Origin of the sequence: Rhodococcus sp. NPDC078407 (assembly GCF_044542515.1) — a bacterium.
Classification (GTDB): Bacteria; Actinomycetota; Actinomycetes; order Mycobacteriales; family Mycobacteriaceae; genus Rhodococcoides.
Genome location: NZ_JBITUQ010000007.1, coordinates 122,560 through 144,045 on the forward strand (window position 1 = coordinate 122,560; position 21,486 = coordinate 144,045).

At 65.6% G+C, this 21,486-nt stretch carries 20 protein-coding genes; 8 read left to right on the forward strand and 12 right to left on the reverse strand.

Annotation, left to right across the window (positions count from 1 at the left end; translation table 11 throughout):
• Positions 1 to 78 precede the first annotated feature (78 nt).
• The 4 genes from ACIGGF_RS10050 to ACIGGF_RS10065 are packed head-to-tail and all read left to right on the forward strand — an operon-like array spanning position 79 to position 3,420.
• Positions 79 to 855 (forward strand): alpha/beta fold hydrolase, encoded by a 777-nt coding sequence (locus ACIGGF_RS10050; protein ID WP_397521198.1) that lies wholly within the window; start codon positions 79 to 81, stop codon positions 853 to 855.
• On the forward strand, positions 856 to 1,197 hold the full coding sequence (locus ACIGGF_RS10055; RefSeq protein ID WP_397521199.1) for an MGMT family protein: 342 nt from the start codon (positions 856 to 858) through the stop codon (positions 1,195 to 1,197).
• Positions 1,194 to 1,640: a PaaI family thioesterase gene (locus tag ACIGGF_RS10060; protein ID WP_397521200.1), complete on the forward strand. Its 447-nt coding sequence runs from the start codon at positions 1,194 to 1,196 to the stop codon at positions 1,638 to 1,640. The genes ACIGGF_RS10055 and ACIGGF_RS10060 overlap by 4 nt, the downstream gene beginning before the upstream one ends.
• Before the next feature lie 13 nt (positions 1,641 to 1,653).
• The gene (locus tag ACIGGF_RS10065) at positions 1,654 to 3,420 is read left to right on the forward strand and encodes an NTP transferase domain-containing protein (protein WP_397521201.1); all 1,767 of its coding nucleotides are present in this window, start codon (positions 1,654 to 1,656) and stop codon (positions 3,418 to 3,420) included.
• Here the strand turns inward: ACIGGF_RS10065 and ACIGGF_RS10070 are convergent.
• The 6 genes from ACIGGF_RS10070 to ACIGGF_RS10095 all read right to left on the reverse strand — a co-directional run bounded on the left by ACIGGF_RS10070 (position 3,374) and on the right by ACIGGF_RS10095 (position 11,226).
• Positions 3,374 to 4,102, reverse strand: a complete 729-nt coding sequence (locus ACIGGF_RS10070; protein WP_397521202.1) for a sirohydrochlorin chelatase — start codon at positions 4,100 to 4,102, stop codon at positions 3,374 to 3,376. The two genes, ACIGGF_RS10065 and ACIGGF_RS10070, sit on opposite strands and share 47 nt — an antisense overlap.
• Complete coding sequence (locus ACIGGF_RS10075) at positions 4,102 to 5,313, reverse strand: uroporphyrinogen-III synthase (protein ID WP_397521203.1); 1,212 nt, start codon at positions 5,311 to 5,313, stop codon at positions 4,102 to 4,104. The genes ACIGGF_RS10070 and ACIGGF_RS10075 overlap by 1 nt, the downstream gene beginning before the upstream one ends.
• Positions 5,310 to 5,687, reverse strand: a complete 378-nt coding sequence (gene nirD, locus ACIGGF_RS10080) for a nitrite reductase small subunit NirD (protein WP_397521204.1) — start codon at positions 5,685 to 5,687, stop codon at positions 5,310 to 5,312. Before nirD ends, ACIGGF_RS10075 begins: the two co-directional genes overlap by 4 nt.
• A gap of 104 nt (positions 5,688 to 5,791) precedes the next feature.
• Positions 5,792 to 8,296, reverse strand: coding sequence for a nitrite reductase large subunit NirB (gene nirB, locus ACIGGF_RS10085; RefSeq protein ID WP_397521205.1), 2,505 nt, complete (start codon positions 8,294 to 8,296; stop codon positions 5,792 to 5,794).
• A 59-nt stretch (positions 8,297 to 8,355) separates the two neighbouring features.
• Entirely contained in the window at positions 8,356 to 9,747 is a 1,392-nt protein-coding gene (locus ACIGGF_RS10090; RefSeq protein WP_397521273.1) for a nitrate/nitrite transporter, read from the reverse strand.
• A gap of 237 nt (positions 9,748 to 9,984) precedes the next feature.
• Positions 9,985 to 11,226: an MFS transporter gene (locus ACIGGF_RS10095; RefSeq protein ID WP_397521206.1), complete on the reverse strand. Its 1,242-nt coding sequence runs from the start codon at positions 11,224 to 11,226 to the stop codon at positions 9,985 to 9,987.
• Between the two features lie 81 nt (positions 11,227 to 11,307).
• Between ACIGGF_RS10095 and ACIGGF_RS10100 the strand changes: the two genes are divergently transcribed.
• The gene (locus ACIGGF_RS10100) at positions 11,308 to 11,997 is read left to right on the forward strand and encodes a FadR/GntR family transcriptional regulator (RefSeq protein ID WP_397521207.1); all 690 of its coding nucleotides are present in this window, start codon (positions 11,308 to 11,310) and stop codon (positions 11,995 to 11,997) included.
• Here the strand turns inward: ACIGGF_RS10100 and ACIGGF_RS10105 are convergent.
• From ACIGGF_RS10105 to ACIGGF_RS10115, 3 genes are all read right to left on the reverse strand, one after another.
• On the reverse strand, positions 11,987 to 12,841 hold the full coding sequence (locus tag ACIGGF_RS10105) for a TIGR02569 family protein (RefSeq protein ID WP_397521208.1): 855 nt from the start codon (positions 12,839 to 12,841) through the stop codon (positions 11,987 to 11,989). The genes ACIGGF_RS10100 and ACIGGF_RS10105 overlap by 11 nt on opposite strands.
• A 60-nt stretch (positions 12,842 to 12,901) precedes the next feature.
• Positions 12,902 to 14,068 (reverse strand): adenylyltransferase/sulfurtransferase MoeZ, encoded by a 1,167-nt coding sequence (moeZ, locus tag ACIGGF_RS10110; protein WP_397521209.1) that lies wholly within the window; start codon positions 14,066 to 14,068, stop codon positions 12,902 to 12,904.
• Between the two features lie 92 nt (positions 14,069 to 14,160).
• Positions 14,161 to 15,240 (reverse strand): DUF3152 domain-containing protein, encoded by a 1,080-nt coding sequence (locus ACIGGF_RS10115; RefSeq protein ID WP_397521210.1) that lies wholly within the window; start codon positions 15,238 to 15,240, stop codon positions 14,161 to 14,163.
• A 321-nt stretch (positions 15,241 to 15,561) separates the two neighbouring features.
• On the opposite strand from ACIGGF_RS10115, the gene ACIGGF_RS10120 reads away from it, so the two are divergent.
• Complete coding sequence (locus ACIGGF_RS10120; protein WP_032378141.1) at positions 15,562 to 16,215, forward strand: TetR/AcrR family transcriptional regulator; 654 nt, start codon at positions 15,562 to 15,564, stop codon at positions 16,213 to 16,215.
• Positions 16,216 to 16,289: 74 nt separating this feature from the next.
• Here the strand turns inward: ACIGGF_RS10120 and ACIGGF_RS10125 are convergent, their stop codons facing one another.
• Positions 16,290 to 16,517 (reverse strand): DUF3107 domain-containing protein, encoded by a 228-nt coding sequence (locus ACIGGF_RS10125; RefSeq protein WP_222093023.1) that lies wholly within the window; start codon positions 16,515 to 16,517, stop codon positions 16,290 to 16,292.
• Positions 16,518 to 16,670: 153 nt separating this feature from the next.
• A complete protein-coding gene (locus tag ACIGGF_RS10130; protein ID WP_397521211.1) occupies positions 16,671 to 17,390 on the reverse strand; it encodes a ferritin-like fold-containing protein in 720 nt (239 codons plus the stop codon).
• A gap of 303 nt (positions 17,391 to 17,693) precedes the next feature.
• On the opposite strand from ACIGGF_RS10130, the gene ACIGGF_RS10135 reads away from it, so the two are divergent.
• Complete coding sequence (locus ACIGGF_RS10135; RefSeq protein WP_397521212.1) at positions 17,694 to 19,352, forward strand: DEAD/DEAH box helicase; 1,659 nt, start codon at positions 17,694 to 17,696, stop codon at positions 19,350 to 19,352.
• Positions 19,353 to 19,361: 9 nt separating this feature from the next.
• Positions 19,362 to 20,615 carry a hypothetical protein gene (locus ACIGGF_RS10140; RefSeq protein WP_397521213.1) on the forward strand — a complete coding sequence of 418 codons (1,254 nt, stop codon included), beginning with the start codon at positions 19,362 to 19,364 and terminating at the stop codon, positions 20,613 to 20,615.
• Between the two features lie 21 nt (positions 20,616 to 20,636).
• Here the strand turns inward: ACIGGF_RS10140 and ACIGGF_RS10145 are convergent, their stop codons facing one another.
• Positions 20,637 to 21,431: a ParA family protein gene (locus ACIGGF_RS10145; protein WP_397521214.1), complete on the reverse strand. Its 795-nt coding sequence runs from the start codon at positions 21,429 to 21,431 to the stop codon at positions 20,637 to 20,639.
• Positions 21,432 to 21,486: the final 55 nt, after the last annotated feature.

Genomic DNA, 21,486 nt, shown 5'->3' on the forward strand with positions numbered 1-21,486 from the left:
ACCGACAGAACCCGCCGTGGCCGTGCTCGATGCACGTCGGACCTGATTCGCAGACGCACATACGGCATAGTGGTCTAGGTGACCGAGTTGAATCTGCATACGTTCGGACCCGCAGACGGTCCCGAAATCCTCGCCGTTCACGGCGTGACCGGCCACGGTGCCCGCTGGTGGGATCTCGCCGAGAACCACCTGCCCGAGGCCAGGATTCTGGCACCCGACCTCATCGGTCACGGGCATTCCCCGTCCACACCGCCCTGGGACATCGACGCTCAGGTCACCGCTCTGAAATCCGTGCTCGACGCCCACGCGCGTGGACCGGTGGTGGTCCTCGGCCACTCGTACGGCGGCGCATTGGCAGTGCATCTCGCACAGCGATTCCCCGAAGCGGTACGAGCCCTCGTTCTGCTCGATCCCGCGATCGCCTTGCCGCCGGAGGAATTGCTCGAAGTAGCCGAGGCGACCGCCAAGTTCCCCGATTACACTGACGCCGACGAAGCGCGATCGGAGAAGATCCACGGAGCGTGGGCCGACGTGCCGACCGAACTGCTCGACCGCGAGGTCGCCGAACATCTGGTTCCGGCCGACAACGGGAAGGTCGCCTGGCGCATATCCATTCCGGCCGTCGTCGCGACGTGGGGCGAGCTCGCCCGCCCGCTGGTCGTACCGGCCGAGAGCATCCCGACCATCGTGGTGCGGGCAATGCGCGTCCAACCTCCCTATGTCAGCGAGGAATTCCTCTCGGCGCTGCGAGACCGGTTGGCTGAGAACCTGCGTACCGTCGAGCTGGATTGCAATCACATGGTCGGTCAGGTCAAGCCTGCCGAGGTGGCCGAACTGGTGCGATCCCTGCTGTAGATGGCCCCGATCACCGAAGCCCAGGTCGAGAGAGTTCGCGCGTTGGTCGCGTCGATCCCCCCGGGATTCGTCGCCACCTACGGAGACATCGCGGCCGCCGCAGAGCTGTCGAGCCCTCGCATCGTCGGCTGGATCATGCGCACCGATTCTGCCGACCTACCCTGGCATCGCGTGCTCGGAGCCAGTGGCAGACCGGCCCCGCACCTGGCCACCCGTCAGCTCGAGACGCTACGCAGCGAAGGAGTGGCAGTCCACGACGGCCGAGTGCCGCTCAAGGCGATTCGATTCGACTTCGGGGCGCTCCCCGCGTCGTCCGAGGCGACCACTAATCTCGGAGAATGAACTTCAGGGACGCCCTCGAGCAGTTCGACCCACGCCCCACGGCGAAGTACGCCCTGGCGAAGTCGAGCACCTTCGTCGCCTCGGCGGGACTGGTCGTCGACGAGGTGTCGGGCACCCGGGTGGCGGGGCACATCGACTTGACGGACGAGCACTTCACGCCGTGGGGTGTCGTCCACGGTGGGGTCTACACCACTGCGGTCGAGAGCGCCGCGAGCATCGGTGCGAGCGAGGCGGTCAAGGATCGTGGTGAGTTCGCAGTCGGCGTCCACAACGGCACCGACTTCCTGCGCGCAAGCAAAGGCGGACGCGTCGACGTTGTCGCAGAACCGTTGCAGCAAGGCCGGGTTCAGCAATTGTGGCTGGTCACGATCACTGCCTCCGACAGCGGCAAAACCATAGCGCGCGGTCAGGTTCGGCTGCAGAACGTGCCGCTGCCGACATGACAGCACTGGTACTGTGACGCCGCTCTGCGACGCGATCGTTCTCGCCGGCGGTCGCGGATCGAGGATGGCCGATCTCGAGCAAGTGGCATCGGCGCAGGCAATCGACAAACCTGCGCTGACCGTCGGCGGTCGCCGCATGGTCGACATCGCGGTGGATGCAGTATCGAGCTGTCGCAGAACGGTTCTGGTGGGGCCCACCCGCACCGGCATTCCCGAGCACGTGGTGCAGACTCGCGAGTCCCCCGCAGGCGGTGGCCCCGTCGCCGCCCTCGCCGCAGGACTGCGATCACTCGACGACACGGCGGATCTGGTGGTGGTCGTCGCCGCGGACATCCCACTTCTGGACTGGTCCGCAGTGCAGGCCCTGATCGAATCCATGGCGCACTCCGCAGTGTCGGCCGTGTTCGCTCGCGACAGCGCGGGCCGTACGCAGTTTCTGTTGGGAGTCTGGCAGCAACGAACGTTGAGATCCGCCTTGGCGCAACTGGATACGGCGGACGGCGTACCCATGCGCCGGATCGTTCCGGCCGATCACACCGTCATCGCGGTACCCGATATCGAGGACTGCGACACCCCGGCCGATCTACTGGCCGCTCGCCTCGCTGCGCAGAGTGCGGAGACGCTGGAGGTCACCGATGCACTGCACCGCATCCGGAGTCGGATCGTTCCGCTACCGGTCCATCGAATTGCGTTGCGAGACAGTGCCAACACCGTTCTCGCGGAACCCCTCCTCGCCGGCACCGCGCTACCCGCCGTCGACATCTCCGCGATGGACGGTTACGCCGTCTGCGGCACCGAGCCGTGGACGCTCCGAAACGACGTCGCCTACGCCGGCAGCTCGGACATCGCCGTCCTCGACGAAGGGACGGCAGTGCGCATCGCAACCGGTGCGGCACTTCCGCCGGGTGCCACGTCGGTCGTCCGCGACGAACACATGACGTTCGACGCGGACGGCTCAGCGCGTCGCATGCCGACCGCACGGCCGTCCGACGACACCCGTCGACGCGGAGAGGACTGGTTGCCCGGCACCGAACTCGTCGCCGCCGGCACTGCGATCGACGCGGCGGTACGGTCCCTCGCCGCCAGTGCAGAAGTCTTCCATGTGGCCGTGCGGGGTCCGGTCCGTGGTCGAATAGTGATCAGCGGCAACGAGATTCGAGCGGCTGGTCCGCTTGCTCCCGGCGAGACCCGAGACGTGCTCGGATCGGTGCTGCCGGAGTACCTGGCGCAGTGCGGTATCGACACGATCGACGTGACTCTTCTCGACGACACCGCAATGGGTTTTCGAGACGCACTCACTCGCACCCAGGATGTGGATCTGGTGGTCGTCGTCGGAGCCACCGGGGGCGGCGCGGCCGATCAGTTGCGCTCCACGCTGGCGGCACTGGACGCCGAGTCGATCGTGGGTCGGATGCGGGTGCGGCCCGGCGGTTCCCAGATCACTGCGGCGCTCCCCGACGGCACGACAGTGCTCGGCTTACCGGGCAATCCGCTGGCAGCCGTCAGTACTGCGCTGCTGACGGCCCCCGCAATCGTCGACGCGTTGACCGGTAGAACGGTGCGTCCGCCGCGGATGGGCCTGTTGTCCAATGCAGCCGAGGTCTCTTCCCCGACTCCTCGTATCGTTCCGGTCGTCGCGGACGGCACGCGGTGGCGAGCCGATACCCAGGTGCGCACCGCACACTTGGCTCACCTCGTCGGCCGCGACGCACTGGCCGTGATTCCGGCCGAGATCAGCGCCGACGAGCCGGTGACAATTCTTCCGTTGCCGCACCGCTAGATTCACCGAGAGCGCGAGCACCTTCGCGGTAGCGTGCGACAACGAGATCGACTATTGCAGGATGAACACCGAGCGGTTCGCCGACGCCGTCGGCCCCGGCGTCGGCCAGGCGCGTGTGAAAGAGCCCGCGCGCCAAGAGATAGGAGGCCACGAACACACGCGGGTGCCCGGCTTTTCGCAGAGTCGACACCGCGTCGGACACGGTGGGAGTACTGGTGGCAACGTAGCCGATACGTACCGATACCCGGGCGACGTCGGCGAGCATTTCTGCCGCGCGGCGGTGTTCCGCCAGCGCACGAGCGTCGGAAGAGCCTGCGGCAGCGAGCACGATGCACTCACCCTCCTGCCATCCTGCGTTGCGCAGTCGGTCGACCATGACCTCGGCCAGCACGGGGTCTGGTCCGAGCGCGCGGGTGACGGCGACCGAAGTGTGCGCGCTCTCGGCGACCTCTCGCGGCACGTCGGTGTGCACGTGGTAGCCCGATGCGAGAAACGCGGGAACCACGACCGCCGACTCGGCGGTGTCGCGCAGGACCTCGGCGGGAGACGGCCCGAGTACGTCGACGAACGCCACTCGTGTGGTGCCGATCTGCGCCGATACGGCGTCGGCGAGTGCGGCAACCATCTCGACACCGCGAGGATTCCGCGTGCCGTGGGCGACCAACACCAGGGTCGGTGTCATCAGTACTTACCTCCTTCGACGACGGCCACACGAGCGGACACGGCGGACTCAGCGGAATCGCAGTCCGATTCGGTCTCGACGTGATCGAGTGCGATGCGGTAGCCGCGCTTGACCACTGTCTGGATTGCCTTCGGAGCGCCCAGGGAAGACCGAAGTCTGGTCATCGCCGTTTCCACCGCATGGGTGTCACCGCCGCCACCGGGCAACGACGCAAGCAAAGTTTCCCGGGAGACGACCCGTCCAGGATTGCGGGCCAACGTCTTCATCAGCGCCATTCCGGCCGGCGACACCGGACGTACTTCACCGTCGACCACGACACACCGACCGCGCACACTCACCACGTGGCCACCGGCATGAAGACGGCGGGTACGCCTGGGCAATTCCTCGGCTATATGCCGCGCCAGTGCGCCCAGCCGCGCCCGCGCCGGCTGCGTGGTGGCCACGTTCAGTTGTTCGAGCGGCGCCGCCGTCACCGGCCCGACGCAGATCGGAAGTACTCGGGTGCGCATCGAGTGCAGGAGGGGTTCGAGTACCCCGTTCTCGTCGGCCCGCATCAGCATCGACGCGACCGCGGGGGCGGAGGTGAAGCTGAGAGCATCGAGATCGCCGACGACGACAGCTTCGATCATGCGGTCCATCGGGCTCTGGTCGTCGGGGGCCGTCCAGCGATACACCGGTACGGGAACCACTTCGGCTCCGGCGCAGCGCAACACCTCACAGAAATCCGGCACAGGCTCCCATTCGGTGGTCGCGCCATGCAGCTGCACGGCAATGCGCGTGCCTTCGACTCCCTCGGCGAGCAGGTGTTCGAGCACCTCCGCGGAGGATTCGGAGGCGGGCGACCACTCCTCACGCAGATCGGCGGCCCGAATGGCTCCTTTCGCCTTGGGGCCGCGGGCCAGCAATCGAGACGTGCCGAGTGCCCGGCCCAGATCTTCTGCCTGCCCCCACCCGTCCGCTGCCTCGATCCAGCCGCGGAAACCGATACCTGTTGTGGCGACGGTTATTTCGGGCGGCTGCGCGATGATGGCGGCTGTGACGCGTTCCAGCTCGGCATCGTCGGCGAGTGGGATGATTCGGATAGCGGGTGCGTGCATCACCGCTGCTCCCCGGCGCTCGAGCAGAGTTGCGAATTCCTCGGCCCGACGCGACGCCGTGATTCCGACGGTGAATCCGGCCAGAGGCGTTCCCGCCCCCGGGATTTCGCTCACGTAGAACCACCGCGGACGAGCACGACGCCGTCGACACAGGAGACCTCGAACGATCCGAGACCGACTGCCTGGTCGTCGAGGCACCGCCCGTCCACCAGGGAGAACACCTGCTTGAGCAAAGGCGACGCGACGGTGGGTTCGCCACTTCGGTCTCCCACCAGTCCGCGGGACATCACTGCTGCGCGTCCGTACGGGTCGATGTTGCCCACCGCGAACAGCCGACCGTCATCGAGCCGAAACAGCGCCGCTTGAGTGCCGCCGCGCAGGAGAACCGCTACTCCGCGTCCCGGAATCAGCGTGTCGAGTGTGCAGGCCGGGGTCCACTCTCGCGAAAGATCGTTCGGTACCGAAGTATGGGAATCGATGACAGTCATGGTGTACCTCCTGGTCAGCTATTTGACGCTGCTCGTGTTTCTGGGTCGTTAACCGGCGATTACCCACCTGTGCACATGCACTCAGTCTTGTGACCGTCCAGATGTCAGGAACCCACGAGACCGATGCCCGGCATTCCCATCAACACGGGAATCTTGCGTATCCCGGAGTCGTCGAACGCAATGGTGGGATCGGCCTCGCTCGGGGCGTTGACGAACGATACAAATCGACCGAGCTTCTCGTCGTCTTCGAGGACGCCGGCCCATTCGTCCTTGTAGCCGGCGACGTGGCGCTCCATGTCGGCTTCGAGCTCCGCGCCGATACCCAGACTGTCGTCGCACACGACGGCTTTGAGATGGTCCAGTCCCCCGTCGAGCGACTCGAGCCACGGCGCGGTGCGCTGCAGCCGATCCGCGGTGCGCACGTAGAACATCAGATAGCGGTCGATGTAACTGACCAAGGTGGCGTCGTCGAGGTTGGATGCCAACAACTGAGCATGCTTGGGTGACTGGCCACCGTTACCGCCGACGTACAGGTTCCAGCCGCCTTCGGTAGCGATGATGCCGACGTCCTTGCCACGGGCCTCGGCGCATTCTCGCGCGCAACCCGAGACGCCGAACTTGATCTTGTGGGGCGACCGGAGACCGCGGTACCGGTTCTCGAGGTCGACCGCCATACCCACCGAATCCTGGACGCCGTAGCGGCACCAGCTGGACCCGACGCAGCTCTTGACCGTCCGAAGCGACTTTCCGTATGCCTGGCCCGATTCCATCCCCGCGTCGACCAAACGCTTCCAGATTGCGGGCAGTTGCTCGACGCGGGCACCGAACATGTCGATGCGCTGGCCTCCGGTCACCTTGGTGTACAGCCCGAAGTCGCGGGCCACCTCACCGATGACGATGAGCTGCTCGGGCGTGCACTCGCCACCCGGCATCCGAGGCACCACCGAGTACGTGCCGTTCTTCTGGATGTTGGCCAGGAAGTGATCGTTGGTGTCCTGCAACGACGCCTGCTCGCCGTCGAGAATGTGATCGGAGGACGTCGACGCGAGGATCGAGGCAACGACGGGCTTGCAGATGTCGCAGCCGGTTCCCGTGCCGTACTTGGAGATCAGCGAGGAGAAGGTGCGGGTGTTCGTGGCCCGGACGATCTCGAACAACTCGGCCCGGGACTGAGCGAAGTGCTCGCACAACGACTTCGAGAGCACCACCCCCGATGCAGCCAGCAGAGATTTGATCGACGGGAGGCATCCGCCGCAGGTGGTCCCTGCAGTGGTGCAACTCTTCACGGCCGCCAGATCGCAGGCCCCGTCGGCGATCGCCGAGCAGATGGCACCCTTGCTGACGCCGTTGCACGAGCAGATCTCGGCGTCGTCGGGCAGCGCACCGATGCCGACCTGCTCGGCTGCCGGCGAGATCAACGCGCCAGGATCGCCGGGCAACTCACGTCCGACGAGTGGTCGCAGCAGCGAGTAGGCAGAGGCATCGCCGACGAGGATGCCGCCGAGCAGAGTCTTGGCATCGTCGGTGACGACGAGCTTGGCGTACGTTCCCTTCGGCGCGTCGCTGAAGACGACCTCGAGCGCACCGGGAGTGGCCGCCATCGCGTCGCCGAAGCTCGCGACGTCGACGCCCATGAGCTTGAGCTTGGTGGACATGTCGGCACCCGGGAATTGCGCTGCGCCACCGAGCAATCGGTCGGCCACGACCTCTGCCGTCGAATACCCGGGGGCGACCAGGCCGTAGCACCGACCCTCGACCGCGGCGCACTCGCCGATCGCGTAGACGGCAGGGTCGGAAGTACTGCAGCCGACGTCGACCATGATGCCGCCGCGCTCACCGACCTCGAGCCCACTCTCGCGCGCCAGCCGATCCTGCGGTCGCACACCGGCGGAGAACACCAGCAGGGCGGCGTCGATGGTGCTGCCGTCGCTCAGCTCGACCGTCAGGCCGGTGCTGTCGTTCTCGGAGATCGACGACGTGCCCACTCCCACATGGACATTCAAGCCGAGTTCGGTGACGAGGCGAGCCAACAGCGCGCCGCCGCCCTCGTCCACCTGCAGCGGCATCAGGCGTGGAGCGAACTCGATGACGTGCGGGGTCATGCCCATCTTCTTCAGCGCGTTCGCCGCTTCGAGACCGAGCAATCCGCCGCCGACGACGACACCCACGGCACCCGGTCCCGCCGCGTCGGCCCGCGCTCGAATTTTGTCCAGGTCGTCGAGGGTGCGGTAGACGAAGCACGCGGGCAGGTCGTGTCCGGTGATCGGCGGCACGAACGGGTAGGAACCGGTAGCGAGGACGAGGGCGTCGTACTCGACCGTGTCTCCCGCCGAGGTCACGACGGTGCGGTGGTCACGGTCGATGCGATCGGCCCGTACCCCGGTGCGCATCTCGACCAGTGCGTCACCTGGATAGTCGTTGCCCGCCAGAGCGAGTTCCTTGTGGTCCCAGGCACCGACGTAGGACGACAGCCCCACCCTGTCGTACGCCGCCAGCGCCTCCTCGCACAGGATAGTGACCTTCCACTCGGCCGCCTCGTCGCGCGCACGCAATGCTTCGACGAATCGGTGTCCGACCATCCCATGACCTACCACTACCGCGTTCTTCATTGCGGGTCCTTCCGATCTACGTTGCTGTGCAGTGTCTTCGTATTTACGGAGGTGGAACCTCAGACGGCTACCGGCGCGTCCGCATCGGCGGAGTTCGTCTTGCGTAGATAGACCGCCCACGTGATGAGGGCGCACACGACGTAGAAGGCCAGGAACACCCAGAACGCCGTCGTGGCGGACTTCGCGGTGCCCGAGTACGAGGCGCGCAGCACCAGGTTGATTCCGACTCCGCCGAGCGCGCCGATTGCGCCGGCGATGCCGATGAGCGCGCCGGACATCTTGCGCGACCAGCGCTGCTGCTCGTCGACCGTCATTCCCTGCAATGCAACCGATTTCGCGGCGAAGATGGCGGGAATCATCTTGTAGACCGATCCGTTTCCGATACCGGAGAGCAGGAAGAGTGCAATGAATCCGACGACGAAGAGCACCATCACCGTGCCGCTGGCCGCCCCGGGAGTCGAATCGTCCCAGGTACTGGCCGCGACCAGGATCCCCGTGGCGAACGTCATGGCCACGAACGTGTAGAGGGTGATCTTCCCGCCACCGATCTTGTCGGCGAGCTTGCCGCCGTAAGGACGCGACAGCGATCCCAGCAACGGTCCGATGAAGGCGATCTGAGCGGCCTGCAGGGATGCCTGCGCCTGCAGAGCGGGAGTCGAGGGTCCGCCGTCGGTGAGGCCGGCGAGGAAGTTGATCTGCAGTACCTGGCCGAACGCGAAGCTGAAGCCGATGAACGATCCGAACGTGCCGATGTACAGGAAGGCGATCCACCACGAGTCCGAGAACTTCAACACGTCGATCATGGAGCGACCGTTGGTCTTCTGGTTGTCGAGGTTGTCCATGTACAACGCGGCACCGACGGCGGCGAGCGCGATGAAGACGAGATAGACGGCGCACACGATCTCGGGGGCGGTGTTACCGATGGTGGCGATGACCAACAGGCCGATGAGCTGGATGACGGGCACACCGATGTTGCCGCCGCCCGCGTTCAGACCGAGAGCCCAGCCCTTCTCGCGTTGCGGATAGAACGCGTTGATGTTCGTCATCGAGGACGCGAAGTTACCTCCGCCCAGTCCGGCGAACGCCGCCACGATGATGTACGTGGTGTACGAGGCCGGGTTGAGCATGAAGTACATGGTGAGCACGGTGGGGATCAGGAGCACCAGAGCACTGAAGATGGTCCAGTTCCGCCCGCCGAACTTGGCCGTGGCGAAGGTGTACGGAATGCGCAGGATTGCGCCGACGAGTGTGGGAACGGCTACGAGGAAGAACTTGCCCGCCGCGTCGATGCCGTAGACCGACACCGGCATGAACAGCACCATCACCGACCAGATCGACCAGATCGAGAACCCGACGTGCTCGGCGATGACCGACCAGATCAGATTGCGCTTGGCGATCTGCTTGCCGCCGGCCTCCCAGGCCTCGACGTCCTCGGAGTTCCAGTGCGCGATGTGATGGTTGACGGAGACGGGGACGGTTCCGGGCGGAACGGTCGCCGTGGTGGCTGAGCCGGCATCTGCCGAAGCGCTACGAGAAAGGCTGGTCACGTGTGGCCTCCTGATCGGTGTGTGAACCGAACATAGAAAAGCCATGTTGCCGCCGCGCTGCGTGCGGTCACTCGCTGATTAACTTGGTCTCACGCGTGATCGCACACCGACGTGAGTTCGACCGTCAGCGGCCCGGAAGCGTCACCATGTGTCTTCGAGCATCCGCGGTCGACAGCACAGGAACCCTCCGACCAGTAGAACGCCGACACATCCGGTCAAGAGAGCCAAGGGCAGACCCCATCCACCGGACGCGGTGTGTACCACGCCGAACAGGATCGGCCCCGACGACGACACGACATACCCCAACCCCTGAGTGAACCCCGACAACGAAGACGAACCCACCGCAGTGCGAGTTCTGAGATTGATCAGCGTCAGCGACATCGGGAAGGTCATCGTGCCGAGACCGACCAGGCACACCCACACGACGGTTCCCGCCGAAGGCGACCAGTGCAGACCCGAGAAGCCGCCGAGGTAACACACCGCCGCCACCAGCACGAGACCGAACGGGTTACGCAGCTTCGCACACAGGGTCGGCGTGGCCAGCGACGTCACCAAGCCCATCGCGCCGAACGCAGCGACCGAGGCACCGGCCAGCCCTTCGCCGATACCCGAATCGATCAACAGCGTCGGCAGCCAGGTGAGCATCGAATAGGTGATCAGCGACGTCATCGCGAACATCATCACCATCCCCCATGCCAGCGAGGACCGGTAGATCCGGCCGCTCGGCTCGACCTGGACCGCCGCCGATCCGGCCTCGGCCGACACATCGTCCTGGTCGCGGCCGCGTCGGGCCACCACGATCCCGAGCCACGGAAGTGCTGCAGCCAGTCCCACGACAGCCCAGACGCCGATGGACACGCGCCAACCGTGTGCATCGGCCACGGGCACGGCCAACAGAGGCGGGATCATGGTGCTGATCTGCATGGCGCAGATGTAGATGGTGCTCACCACTGCGAGGCGATCGGAGAAGTACCGCTTGACCAGGGGCGGGATGACGACGTTCCCGATGCCCATACCCGCGAGGGCTATGGCGGACAGCGCCAGCAACGAGACGGTGTCGGGCGCGAACGCACGAGTTGCCATACCGATGGCGGTGAGCGACATGGCGAGCAGCGCAGCCCGCTCGAGACCGGTGCGCTTGGCGAGGAACGGTGTCGCCAAACCGAACACGGCGAACATCGCCGGAGGCAACATTCCGACGACGCCGATCACCGTGGTGCCGAACTGCAGATCGGTGCCGATCCTGCCGAACAGCGGACTGATCGAGGTCACTGCGGCACGCAGGGTCAGCGCGGACAGGACGATGGCCGCGAACACCAGAAGTCGGCCGCGGACGAGCGAAGTACCGGTCGGGGTGGTCTCGGAGACGGTAGGGGCACTCACCGCGTAATCATAGGATGACCGGATCACCGGGTGCAAAGCATTAGTATCGACGACGCAACGTCCACACCCCGAGGAGTCCACGTGCGGCAGGTCCAGCGATCGAGCCTGATATCCCAGGTCACAGCTGCGCTCCGCGACGAGATCACGTCGCAGAGATGGCCGGTGGGCACCCGAATTCCCACCGAGCCGGAGTTGTGCGAGATCACCGGCACCGGACGCAATACCGTGCGCGAGGCCGTGCAGGCGCTCGTCCATGCAGGCATGGTCGAACGCAGGCAGGGTTCGGGCACGTTCGTCATGACCTGCTCCGACCTGAGCGGAACTCTGGGCAAGTACTTCTCGGACGCGCGGCACCGCGACGTCACCGAACTTCGGGAGACCCTGGAGGTCACCGCGGCTGCGCTGGCCGCCGACCGACGCGACGAAGCGGACATCGAGGTCATGCTCGGGGCGCTGGAAGCCCGCAACGTGGCTTGGTCGAACGACACACCGTTGGCAGACGCCGTCCGAATCGACGCAGGCCTGCACCGCGCCATCGTTGCGGCCAGTCACAACGCGATCTATCTGGAGTTCTACGACTCGTTGCTGCCGGTCATCCACGAGGCGATACGAGATCACGTCCTCGATCACGACGACGATTACATCGCCGAGCACACCGCGCTGGTCCACGCAGTCATCGACGGTGACTCCGCTCGCGCGACGGAGGCCGCCCGATCACTGTTTCACGAATTGTCCGAACCGACAGCTCGCGCAGCAGCATTCACAGAATGAGGCGCACCAGGTCTGCTGTTCGCGCCAGACCCGGAAAGGCCTCCGATGTCGACCGCGGATGAAGGGCGTGGACAGCGAGACGAAACATCAACGCGCGCAACAACATCTGCGGCCACTCCGGGAGATCGCCCCAGCGGCCCACGAGGCCGTCGTCGGCGTCACCCCAGGACAGCGCATCCACCACCGCCACGCCGGCAGCCCAGGGCGCGGGACGCCAGTACGGCGTGATATCGCTGATCCCGGGCGCATCGCTGCCCGAGAACAACACCGTCCCGAACAGGTCCCCGTGCACCAATTGATCCGGTGACTCCACCGGCTTCCGTAGTGTCGCAAGCTGTTTGACCAACTCGAGACTGCTCCTGCCATCGGAGGACGACGGCTCGGGAGCACCGGCACCGCGCGCCGATCGGAGTGGGACGGCTTCCCACGCCGCTCGGTCGGCCGCGACGAAGACGTCCACGTCGGCCCACGGTGCCACGGGTGGTTGAACCAGGAAGCGGGGTCGCTCGAGTTGTGCCGTCGCCGAGTGCAAACGCAAGGACAACGAGACCACCTCGTCGTGCCGGGGTTCGGGTTCGCCGGCGACGAACGTGTCTGCGCGCCAGCCCGACACGACGTAGCGCCCGTCGGTGGAGCGCACGGGACGAGCAAGTCGAACCCCGTCCACCGACAACGTCTCGCGCACCTTCGCCGACCACGCGGCGCGGGCATGATCCGCCACCGGCGACAGCACCACGTCACCCAGTCGCCAGCCTCCATCCCAGTCGGCACCGAGGGGTGCCGGCTCGACATCGCGCAGCCCGAACGTAGAGATCACGTGCTGAGGGGGTTCGACAGAGCTCACGTTCGTCACGGTACCGTCGATCGGCGCACCGCTGCGGACGACGCGCACACACGCATCGCGTCAGTAGATCGGCAAACCGGGGTCGATCTGCTTGGCCCACTCCACTATTCCGCCTTGCAGGTGGGACGCGTCCGCAAAACCGGCACCGAGCAGAGCGTCGAGTGCTTCGGCAGACCTGATGCCGGTTTTGCAGTAGAGCACGATCGGCACGTGCTGCGGCAGCTCGGCCATCGCGGCCCCGCTGAGAATTCGATCCTTGGGAATCAGCCGTGCGCCGTCGATGCGAACGATGTCCCACTCGACCGGTTCACGTACGTCGATCAGAGCCACTTCTCGTCCGGAGTCCATCAGTGCCCGCAACTGCACGGGGGTGACTTCGTCTCCGGACGATTCGGCGGCCGGAACGGTGCCGCAGAACGCGTCGTAATCGATCAGCTCGGTGATCGGGGTCCGATGCGGATCGCGGGTCAATCGCACGGTTCGGTAACTCATCGCCAGCGCGTCGTAGATCATCAATCGACCCAGCAACGTCTCGCCGATTCCGGTGATCAGCTTGATGGCCTCGGTCACCATGACCGACCCGATCGACGCGCACAGCACTCCGAGCACCCCACCTTCGGCGCACGAGGGCACCATGCCCGGCGGCGGAGCCTCGGGATACAGGTCGCGATAGTTGATGCCTGCGTCACCGGGGGCTTGATCCCAGAACACCGACACCTGCCCCTCGAATCGATAGATCGAGCCCCACACGTACGGGATTCCCACCAGCGCGGCCGCGTCGTTGACCAGGTATCGGGTGGCGAAGTTGTCGGTCCCGTCGAGAACCAGGTCGTAGTTCCGAAACAGCTCCAGCGCGTTCGAGGAATCGAGCCGAACCCTGTGCAACACCACCTCGACGCCGTCATTGAGTTCGAGGATCGAGTCTCTGGCGCTGTCGGCTTTCGGGCGACCCACGTCGGACCGACCGTGGATGACCTGCCGCTGCAGATTGGACAGTTCGACATCATCGAATTCGACGATCCCCAGGGTCCCGATACCGGCGGCAGCCAGGTAGAGCAGAGCCGGTGAACCCAATCCCCCGGCACCGACGACGAGCACACGGGCGTTACGCAGGCGCTTCTGACCGTCCATTCCCACGCCCGGGATGATCAGGTGCCGGCTGTAACGCGCGACGTCCTCGGCCGTCAGTTCACCGGCAGGCTCGACCAGCGGAGGTAGGTGGACCACGACGCAGCGACGCTCCTCGACTCGATACGGCAACCGATGACCCGATCGCCACGTTCGAATCTAATCCCCAGCCCGTCCGACATCCCAGCCGGTCATCCTCGCGGGTACGGCCACGGATTGAACCGACATGTCTTGCCGTCCATGGGGACGACGCCCGCCGGATCGAGTCGTGCGATGTCGTCGTTCGACGTGCCGAACGTCTGTTGCATCATCACCGGCGCGAGGCCACCGTCGGCCTCGCACGGCTGGTGCTGCTGGTAGCCGATGGCGTGGCCCACTTCGTGGTTGATCTGATACTGGCGGTACGAGCCGATGTCTCCTTGGAACGAGATCGCCCCCCGCACCCACCTGGGTTCGTTGAGAACAACTCGCTCGATGCCCGGGTTGTAGCACGAGACCTCGAGTTGGATGTCGTACCCGCACGCCTCCCGGATGGACATCTGCGACGTCAGAGAAACTCTGAAGTCGGGATCGCCCTGGTCGATCCGCCGAAACGCGAATCGCGGGTCGTTGGTCCAACTCTTGGGATTGGCGAGCGTCTGATCCACCAGTCGGCCGAACGACTCGTCGCCGCCGAATCCGACGGTATCGACGCCGTCCTCCACCTCGACGGTGTACGTGAACACCCGCTCGGTCCCTTGGCCGACCTGTTCGGTGGAACCGGCCACCGTGTGCCACGTTCCGGCACCCTGGACTGCGAACGGGCCACCGTCCGGTAGCTCGCCAGAGGCGATCGACGACGCGAAATTGCCGTCTGCCTGCGGCGGCACGCCGATGATTCCGGTGCCCGACGTGGTATTAGAACTCAGGGTGCCGAACCCCGGATCTGCGTCGGTCGACTGCGCAGCATTACCGGCGACCGGATCGCCGGTGCGTACGGCGTCGAACACGACGAGGGCAGTGACGACGATCAGGATCGGCACCGCATACGCCCGCCAGCCATACGTCGAGGCGAACTTCCCGATCTTGCTCTGTTTGCGAACGTCGCGGTCCGGTCGGCGACTGCGCTGCTTGACTTCGCGCTGCGTCGGATCCCACTGCGCACGTAATGGTTGATGAGAACCGCGGCTACCCACGGTGCGTGGAAATTCGTCGGACCGATCGTCGTACTCGTCGTCGACGCCGCCCGATTGCACACCACCGCGAATTCGCGGCCCGCCTCGGTCAGTCACTCGATCACGATCTCACAATCCTGTCCGCTCGCTGCTCGGCACGCCGACAACGAAATCGGGACTATCGGGTTCTCGGTACGGAAACATCGTACAAACAAACCGCTCGACGTGATCCTGATTCGACGCAATTCACCCCTTTCCCCCGAGATCATGGTCACTGTCCCCCAGGATCCAGAATGCGGGAGAGCCCACGCGTATCGTTGCGCGTGATCTGCGCTACGAGTGATCCGAACCGATGGCCACCCGCCGGACGTTCACGGCGGATCACTCGCTGTCGAACCAAGACGAGCGCAGATGTCGACGCGGATGGGAACGGAATTGATGACAGATCTCGACGACCGGAGGTCCTCGGACCGACCGGCCACCACCGGCAATCGGCGCAGCGCACGACTGCCGCGCGATGCCCGCCGAGCGCAGCTGCTCGCCGCTGCGAGCGAAATATTCGTCACTCGCGGATATCACGCGTCAGGGATGGACGAGATCGCCGAGTGCGCCGGTGTCAGCAAGCCGGTCCTCTACCAGCATTTTCCCGGGAAACTCGAGCTGTACCTCGCGGTGTTGCAGAGCTACGTCGACACGTTGATCGCAGGCGTCCGGCAAGCACTCCGCTCGACCACCGACAACCGGCAACGCGTACGCGCGGCCGTACTGGCGTTCTACGATTTCGTCGACACGGACACCCAGGGCTTTCGTCTGGTTTTCGAGTCGGACCTGATGGGTGATCCCCAGGTCAACTCCCGCGTCGAGCAAGCAACCGAAGCTTGTGTCGACGCGGTCTTCGACCTGGTCGCTCACGATTCGGGACTCGATCCCTACCGAGCGCGTGTGCTCGCCGTCGGCCTGGTGGGCGCAAGCCAGTTCACCGCCCGCTACTGGCTGGAAGCGGACCGGCCGATATCGAAGGAAGATGCAGTGGACACCACCGTGTCATTGGCCTGGGGCGGTCTGTCTCACGTGCCACTGCAAGCCCCGTAACGAACCTCTCCTCGAACGCCACACGCCCTCCACTCGGATCGAGTGAAGGGCGTGTGGTGCGTTCGCAGGCCGGCTCAGGTGGTCGCGAAACCGACCTTCCGAGAATCGGACGGGCCGATCTCGACGTAGGACACCTTGGCGGCCTGGATCAAGAATTTGCGACCCTTCTCGTCCTCCAACGACAGCACTCCGTCCTTACCGGCGAAGGCGGTCGATACGAGCGCTTCGACCTCGGCCGGGGACTGCGTGCTGTTCACGACGAGCTCACGGGAACTCTCCGAAACACCGATCTTGACCTCCACGGTCAACCTCCGAACTCTCGACAACTCTGCTCACGCCAGGCTAGTGCAGCGGGGTCGACCGAGCGGCCCGACGCCCTGTGCTGTCAGCGAACACAGCCCTGTGCTGTCAGCGAACACTGCCCTGTGCTGTCGGCGAGCACCGGTCGCGAACGGTCAATCCAGGCCGAGGGACGACATGCGTTCGGAGTGTTGTTCCTGCATGCGATCGAACAGCGCGACGACTCCGTTGAGGTCGCCCGAGGCGGTGATGACGAGATCGGTCAGCGATTCGCGTTGCGCAAGCACGAATTGCGCCTGGGTGATGGCTTCACCGAGCAGTCGACGGCCCCACAGCATCAGTCGCGCCTTGTCCTGCGAGCTGGCCCGGACGCGGTCCGAGACCTCCTGAACGACGAATTCCGAGTGTCCGGTCTCGGCGAGCACGTCCCGCACGATGTCCGCGACCACAGGGTCGAGGCTGTGCGCGATCTGCCGGTAGAAGTCGGCCGCGATGCCGTCTCCGACGTAGGCCTTGACCAGAGACTCCAGCCACGTCGACGGCGTTGTCGACGCGTGGTATTCGTCGAGGGCCCGCACGAACGGGGACATCGAGGTGTAGACGTCGAGGCCGCGGTCCGACAGCGCGCGCTCCAGCGTCTCGAAATGGCTCATCTCCGCTGCCGCCATGCTGGCCAACGCAACGCGACCTTCCATCGACGGGGCCATCCGGGCGTCCTCCGCCAGCCGATAGAATGCCGAAATCTCACCGTAGGCGAGGACCGCGAACAGGTCCGGTACCCCGGGGTGATCGTGCGCGATGGCCGGCTCGGCCGACTCGGCGAGCGTGGTGGATGCGGCTACGGACGACGACGGCTCAGGCGAGTGGGCTCCCATGGCTGGCAATCGTAGTCCCGCATGCAGCACCCCGTCGCGGTGCGCGATGTACCTCCCGGGAACGGCCGACGATGGAGATTTCGGCCGGGCAAGCTACCATGGTGCTCGATCGCCGCTCGCGGACCGGACCACCGGACCGAATGACACGCGACGATCGCAGATATTGTGTGCGCACCTGATCCGGGTCGCCTCGACAGCTTCGCCGCAGCGGACATTGCACTCCGTGGCCGCGCAGAGGCTGACGGCGACATCACATCGGATTGAGGGCATCGACTTCGGCCGGCAATAGGCCTGTGCCCTTCCTTGTGCGCACGTTCGAACACGAGGAAGGCCAGTCCGCTGAGCAAGATAGTCATCGACCAAGAATCCGAGACCGGCGACACGACGCTGTCGGCACAACTGGACGACACCCACGTACCTCCTACGTTTGCGGAACTGAACGTCGACGCGGCCATCGTTCGCGCTCTCTCCGACATGGGAATCGAGCGCACCTTCGCCATCCAGGAGTTGACGCTGCCGCTCGCCATCGCGGGAGACGACCTCATAGGCCAGGCACGCACAGGCATGGGCAAGACCTTCGGTTTCGGGGTACCGCTTCTGCACCGGCTCGCGACCGACAACTCCGGCACCACACCGCTCGACGGCACTCCACGCGCCCTGATCATCGTCCCGACGCGCGAATTGTGCGTCCAGGTCAGCTCCGATCTCGAGAACGCCTCGAAATATCTCAGCGGTGCCAACGGCCCCGTCAAGGTGCTCTCCATCTACGGTGGCCGCCCCTACGAGGCACAGATCAGCGCGCTCCAGAACGGCGTCGACGTCGTCGTCGGCACCCCCGGCCGACTGCTCGACCTCGCCAAGCAGAACCACTTGATCCTCGGCAAGGTCGGCGTCCTGGTTCTCGACGAGGCAGACGAGATGCTCGACCTCGGGTTCCTCCCCGACATCGAACGAATCCTCGGGATGGTGCCGGACAAGAGGCAGACGATGCTCTTCTCGGCGACGATGCCCGGCCCGATCATCACCCTGGCCCGCACGTTCCTCACGCAGCCGACGCACATTCGCGCCGAAGAGGCAGAATCCTCGGCCGTTCACGACCGCACCGCCCAGCACGTCTACCGGGCCCACGCACTCGACAAGGTCGAGATGGTCGCCAAGGTCCTCAAGGCCGAGGGCCGCGGCGCGACGATGGTGTTCACCCGCACCAAGCGCACCGCCCAGAAGGTCGCGGACGAGTTGGCCGAGCGCGGATACTCGGTCGGTGCCGTGCACGGCGACCTCGGCCAGGTACAGCGTGAGAAAGCCCTCAAGTCGTTCCGTACCGGCAAGATCGACGTTCTGGTGGCGACCGACGTAGCAGCACGCGGTATCGACATCGACGACGTCACCCACGTCATCAACTACCAGTGCCCCGAGGACGAGAAGACCTACGTGCACCGCATCGGCCGCACCGGCCGTGCAGGACGCACCGGCATCGCTGTCACGTTGGTCGACTGGGACGACATCCCTCGTTGGCAGCTGATCGACAAGGCGCTCGACCTCGGTATGCCGGATCCGGTCGAGACCTACTCGAGCTCGCCCCATCTGTTCACCGACCTCGGTATCGCCACCGACGCCACCGGCACCGTGCGCAAGACACCCTCGCGTGCCCCGGAAAAGACGGACGAGGACGGCGCGACCGATACGGCAGCGCCTGCGTCCGCGCCGTCGTCGACCAAGCCGCGCCGCTCACGCAGTCGTCGTCGCACTCGTGCGGGGCAGGACGGCGACACTGTCGCAGGCACTACCGCGGCGTCGAACGATTCGTCGTCTGCCGACAAATCGATTGCCGGACAGGCCGATACGGACGAAGCGGCATCCTCGGACGCGGCCACCAAGACTGCTCCGCGCCGCCGCAGGCGTCGTCGGTCCAGCGGTTCCTCGGCCGATGCCGGACCGTCGACTGCGAGCGCGTCGGAGTAGTTTTCCGTCGTGTTGGCTCCTGAACGTCGGACGAGAACCGACCTCGTCGTCGCCGCCCTCATCGCAGCGGTGATCGTGGTGGCCGCGAGTATCGCCTGGGTGACCGGCGATGCCCGCGGTACGACGTCGATCTCGGCCGAGGAGCCCGTTCCTCTACCCGAGCCGGCAGCGTCGGTTCCCACAGCCCTGATGGAACTGTGGCGCGCACCGAGTGCAGCAACCGATTCGACGCGTACCCCGCTTCCCGTCGTCACCGGATCCACGGTGGTGACTGCCGATGCCGGCTCCGTTGTGGGCCGCGATCCGCGTTCGGGTGCACAATCCTGGTCCTACAACCGCGATCTTCCGCTGTGTTCGGTGGTCGCAGCGTGGAACACCGCAGTCGCGGTCTACCGCGACGATCGCGGTTGCTCGCAGGTGACCGCGCTCGACGGGTCCACCGGACAACGCACCGCACAACGCACGTCCGACGCCGACGATGCGGTTCGCCTGTCGTCCGACGGCACCTACGTGACGTCGAGAGGCGACACCCGCATGGAACTGTGGCGGTCGGACCTGGTGCGCACCCTCGAATACGGACGGGTGGATGCGCCGGTCAATCCGGGTAGCCAGCCGAGAACCGGGTGCACCCTGCTGTCCTCGGCGTCGACGAACTCACGGACCGCCGTGCTCGAGCAGTGCCCGGGCGAAGCCGCTGCCCGCTTGTCTCTGATCGACCCTGCACCCGATGATGCGAGCGAACCCGAGGAATACGGGTCCACGGTGGTGCCCGAACTCGTTCCCGGACCGGACTCCCCCACGGCCGGACGCATCATTGCGATGACGGGTAGCGATGTCGCGCTGTACTTTCCAGCCGAGGACGGCGCGCCCGGCCGAGTGGGCCTGTTCGACGACACGGCCGCGAGAGTGTCCGAATTCACTCTGCCGACCGGCTCCTCCCTTGCCCTGGATTCGCCGAATTTCCCTGCGACAAAGGCAGGTTCGGTTCTCACCTGGTTCACCGGCGCGGACCTCCAGGCGTTCGACTCCAACAACCTCGGCCCGCTGTGGAACGTCCCCGGAGCGCTCGGGAGCGGAGCGGTGATGGCCGGCCGACTCCTCGTACCCGTGCCCGACGGCATCTCGGTGGTCGATACATCCACCGGGCTCAGGACGGCCGACATTCCGGTCGACCGAGGCGATTACGACGGCCCCATACAGATGTCCGTGATCGGCGACGTGGTCGTCGAGCAACGAGGTGGCGACGTGGTTGCGCTGGGCTGACCGGCTCGTCCGGCCTCGGTCCTATTCGGCGGGATCGTACGTCTTCAGCTCGGCTCCGTCGTCCCAGTACGCCAAAAGATTCTCGGCGAGGTCCCGATAAGCCTGCGCGCCCTTGTTCTTTCGACCCGACAGCACCGTCGCGCCCGAGGCGCTGGCCTCGGCGAAGCGAACGGTCCGCGGGATCGGCGGCGCGAGGACCGGCAGCGAGTATCGATCGGAGACATCTCCGAGTACGTCCCTGCTGTGGGTGGTGCGAGCGTCGAACAGTGTGGGAAGTGCACCCAGAAGCGCCAGATCGGGGTTGGTGATCTGCTGTACTTCGGACACCGTGCGCAACAACTGACCCACGCCTCGGTGGGCGAGGGTCTCGCACTGGAGGGGGACCAACACCGACTGCGCGGCGGTGAGCCCGTTGAGGGTCAGTACCCCGAGCGACGGTGGGCAATCGATGACCACGACATCGAAGTCGTCGAGTATGGGAGCGAGCGCCCGTTTGAGTGCGAATTCACGACCCGCGCGCATCAGCAGTAAGGCCTCCGCGCCGGCGAGGTCGATCGTAGCCGGCAACAGGACGATTCCTTCCGCAGTCTCGATCAGAACGTCCTCGACCTTCGCATCCCCGGTCAGCACTTCGTGGACCGAGGAATCCAGCTTGTCCGGATTGTGGCCCAGAGAGAACGTCAAGCAGCCCTGCGGGTCGAGGTCGACCACCAGAACCCGTCGATCGAGAGCATGCAGCGCAGCCGCAAGCGAAGCCACCGTGGTGGTCTTGGCCACGCCGCCCTTCTGATTCGCTACCGCGAGAATTGTCGTCACAGGTTCGATCCTTGCCTACATCGAGCCCATGAGCGAGGGTTCGGCATCTCTCGGG

Bases quoted from the DNA above. Each gene is read 5' to 3' on its own strand.
- ACIGGF_RS10055 (WP_397521199.1), top strand. From the start codon at position 856: ATGGCCCCGATCACCGAAGCCCAGGTCGAGAGAGTTCGCGCGTTGGTC.
- ACIGGF_RS10060 (WP_397521200.1), top strand. From the start codon at position 1,194: ATGAACTTCAGGGACGCCCTCGAGCAGTTCGACCCACGCCCCACGGCG.
- ACIGGF_RS10070 (WP_397521202.1), bottom strand. From the start codon at position 4,102: ATGACACCGACCCTGGTGTTGGTCGCCCACGGCACGCGGAATCCTCGC.
- nirD (WP_397521204.1), bottom strand. From the start codon at position 5,687: ATGACTGTCATCGATTCCCATACTTCGGTACCGAACGATCTTTCGCGA.
- nirB (WP_397521205.1), bottom strand. From the start codon at position 8,296: ATGAAGAACGCGGTAGTGGTAGGTCATGGGATGGTCGGACACCGATTC.
- ACIGGF_RS10120 (WP_032378141.1), top strand. From the start codon at position 15,562: ATGACAGATCTCGACGACCGGAGGTCCTCGGACCGACCGGCCACCACC.
- ACIGGF_RS10130 (WP_397521211.1), bottom strand. From the start codon at position 17,390: ATGGGAGCCCACTCGCCTGAGCCGTCGTCGTCCGTAGCCGCATCCACC.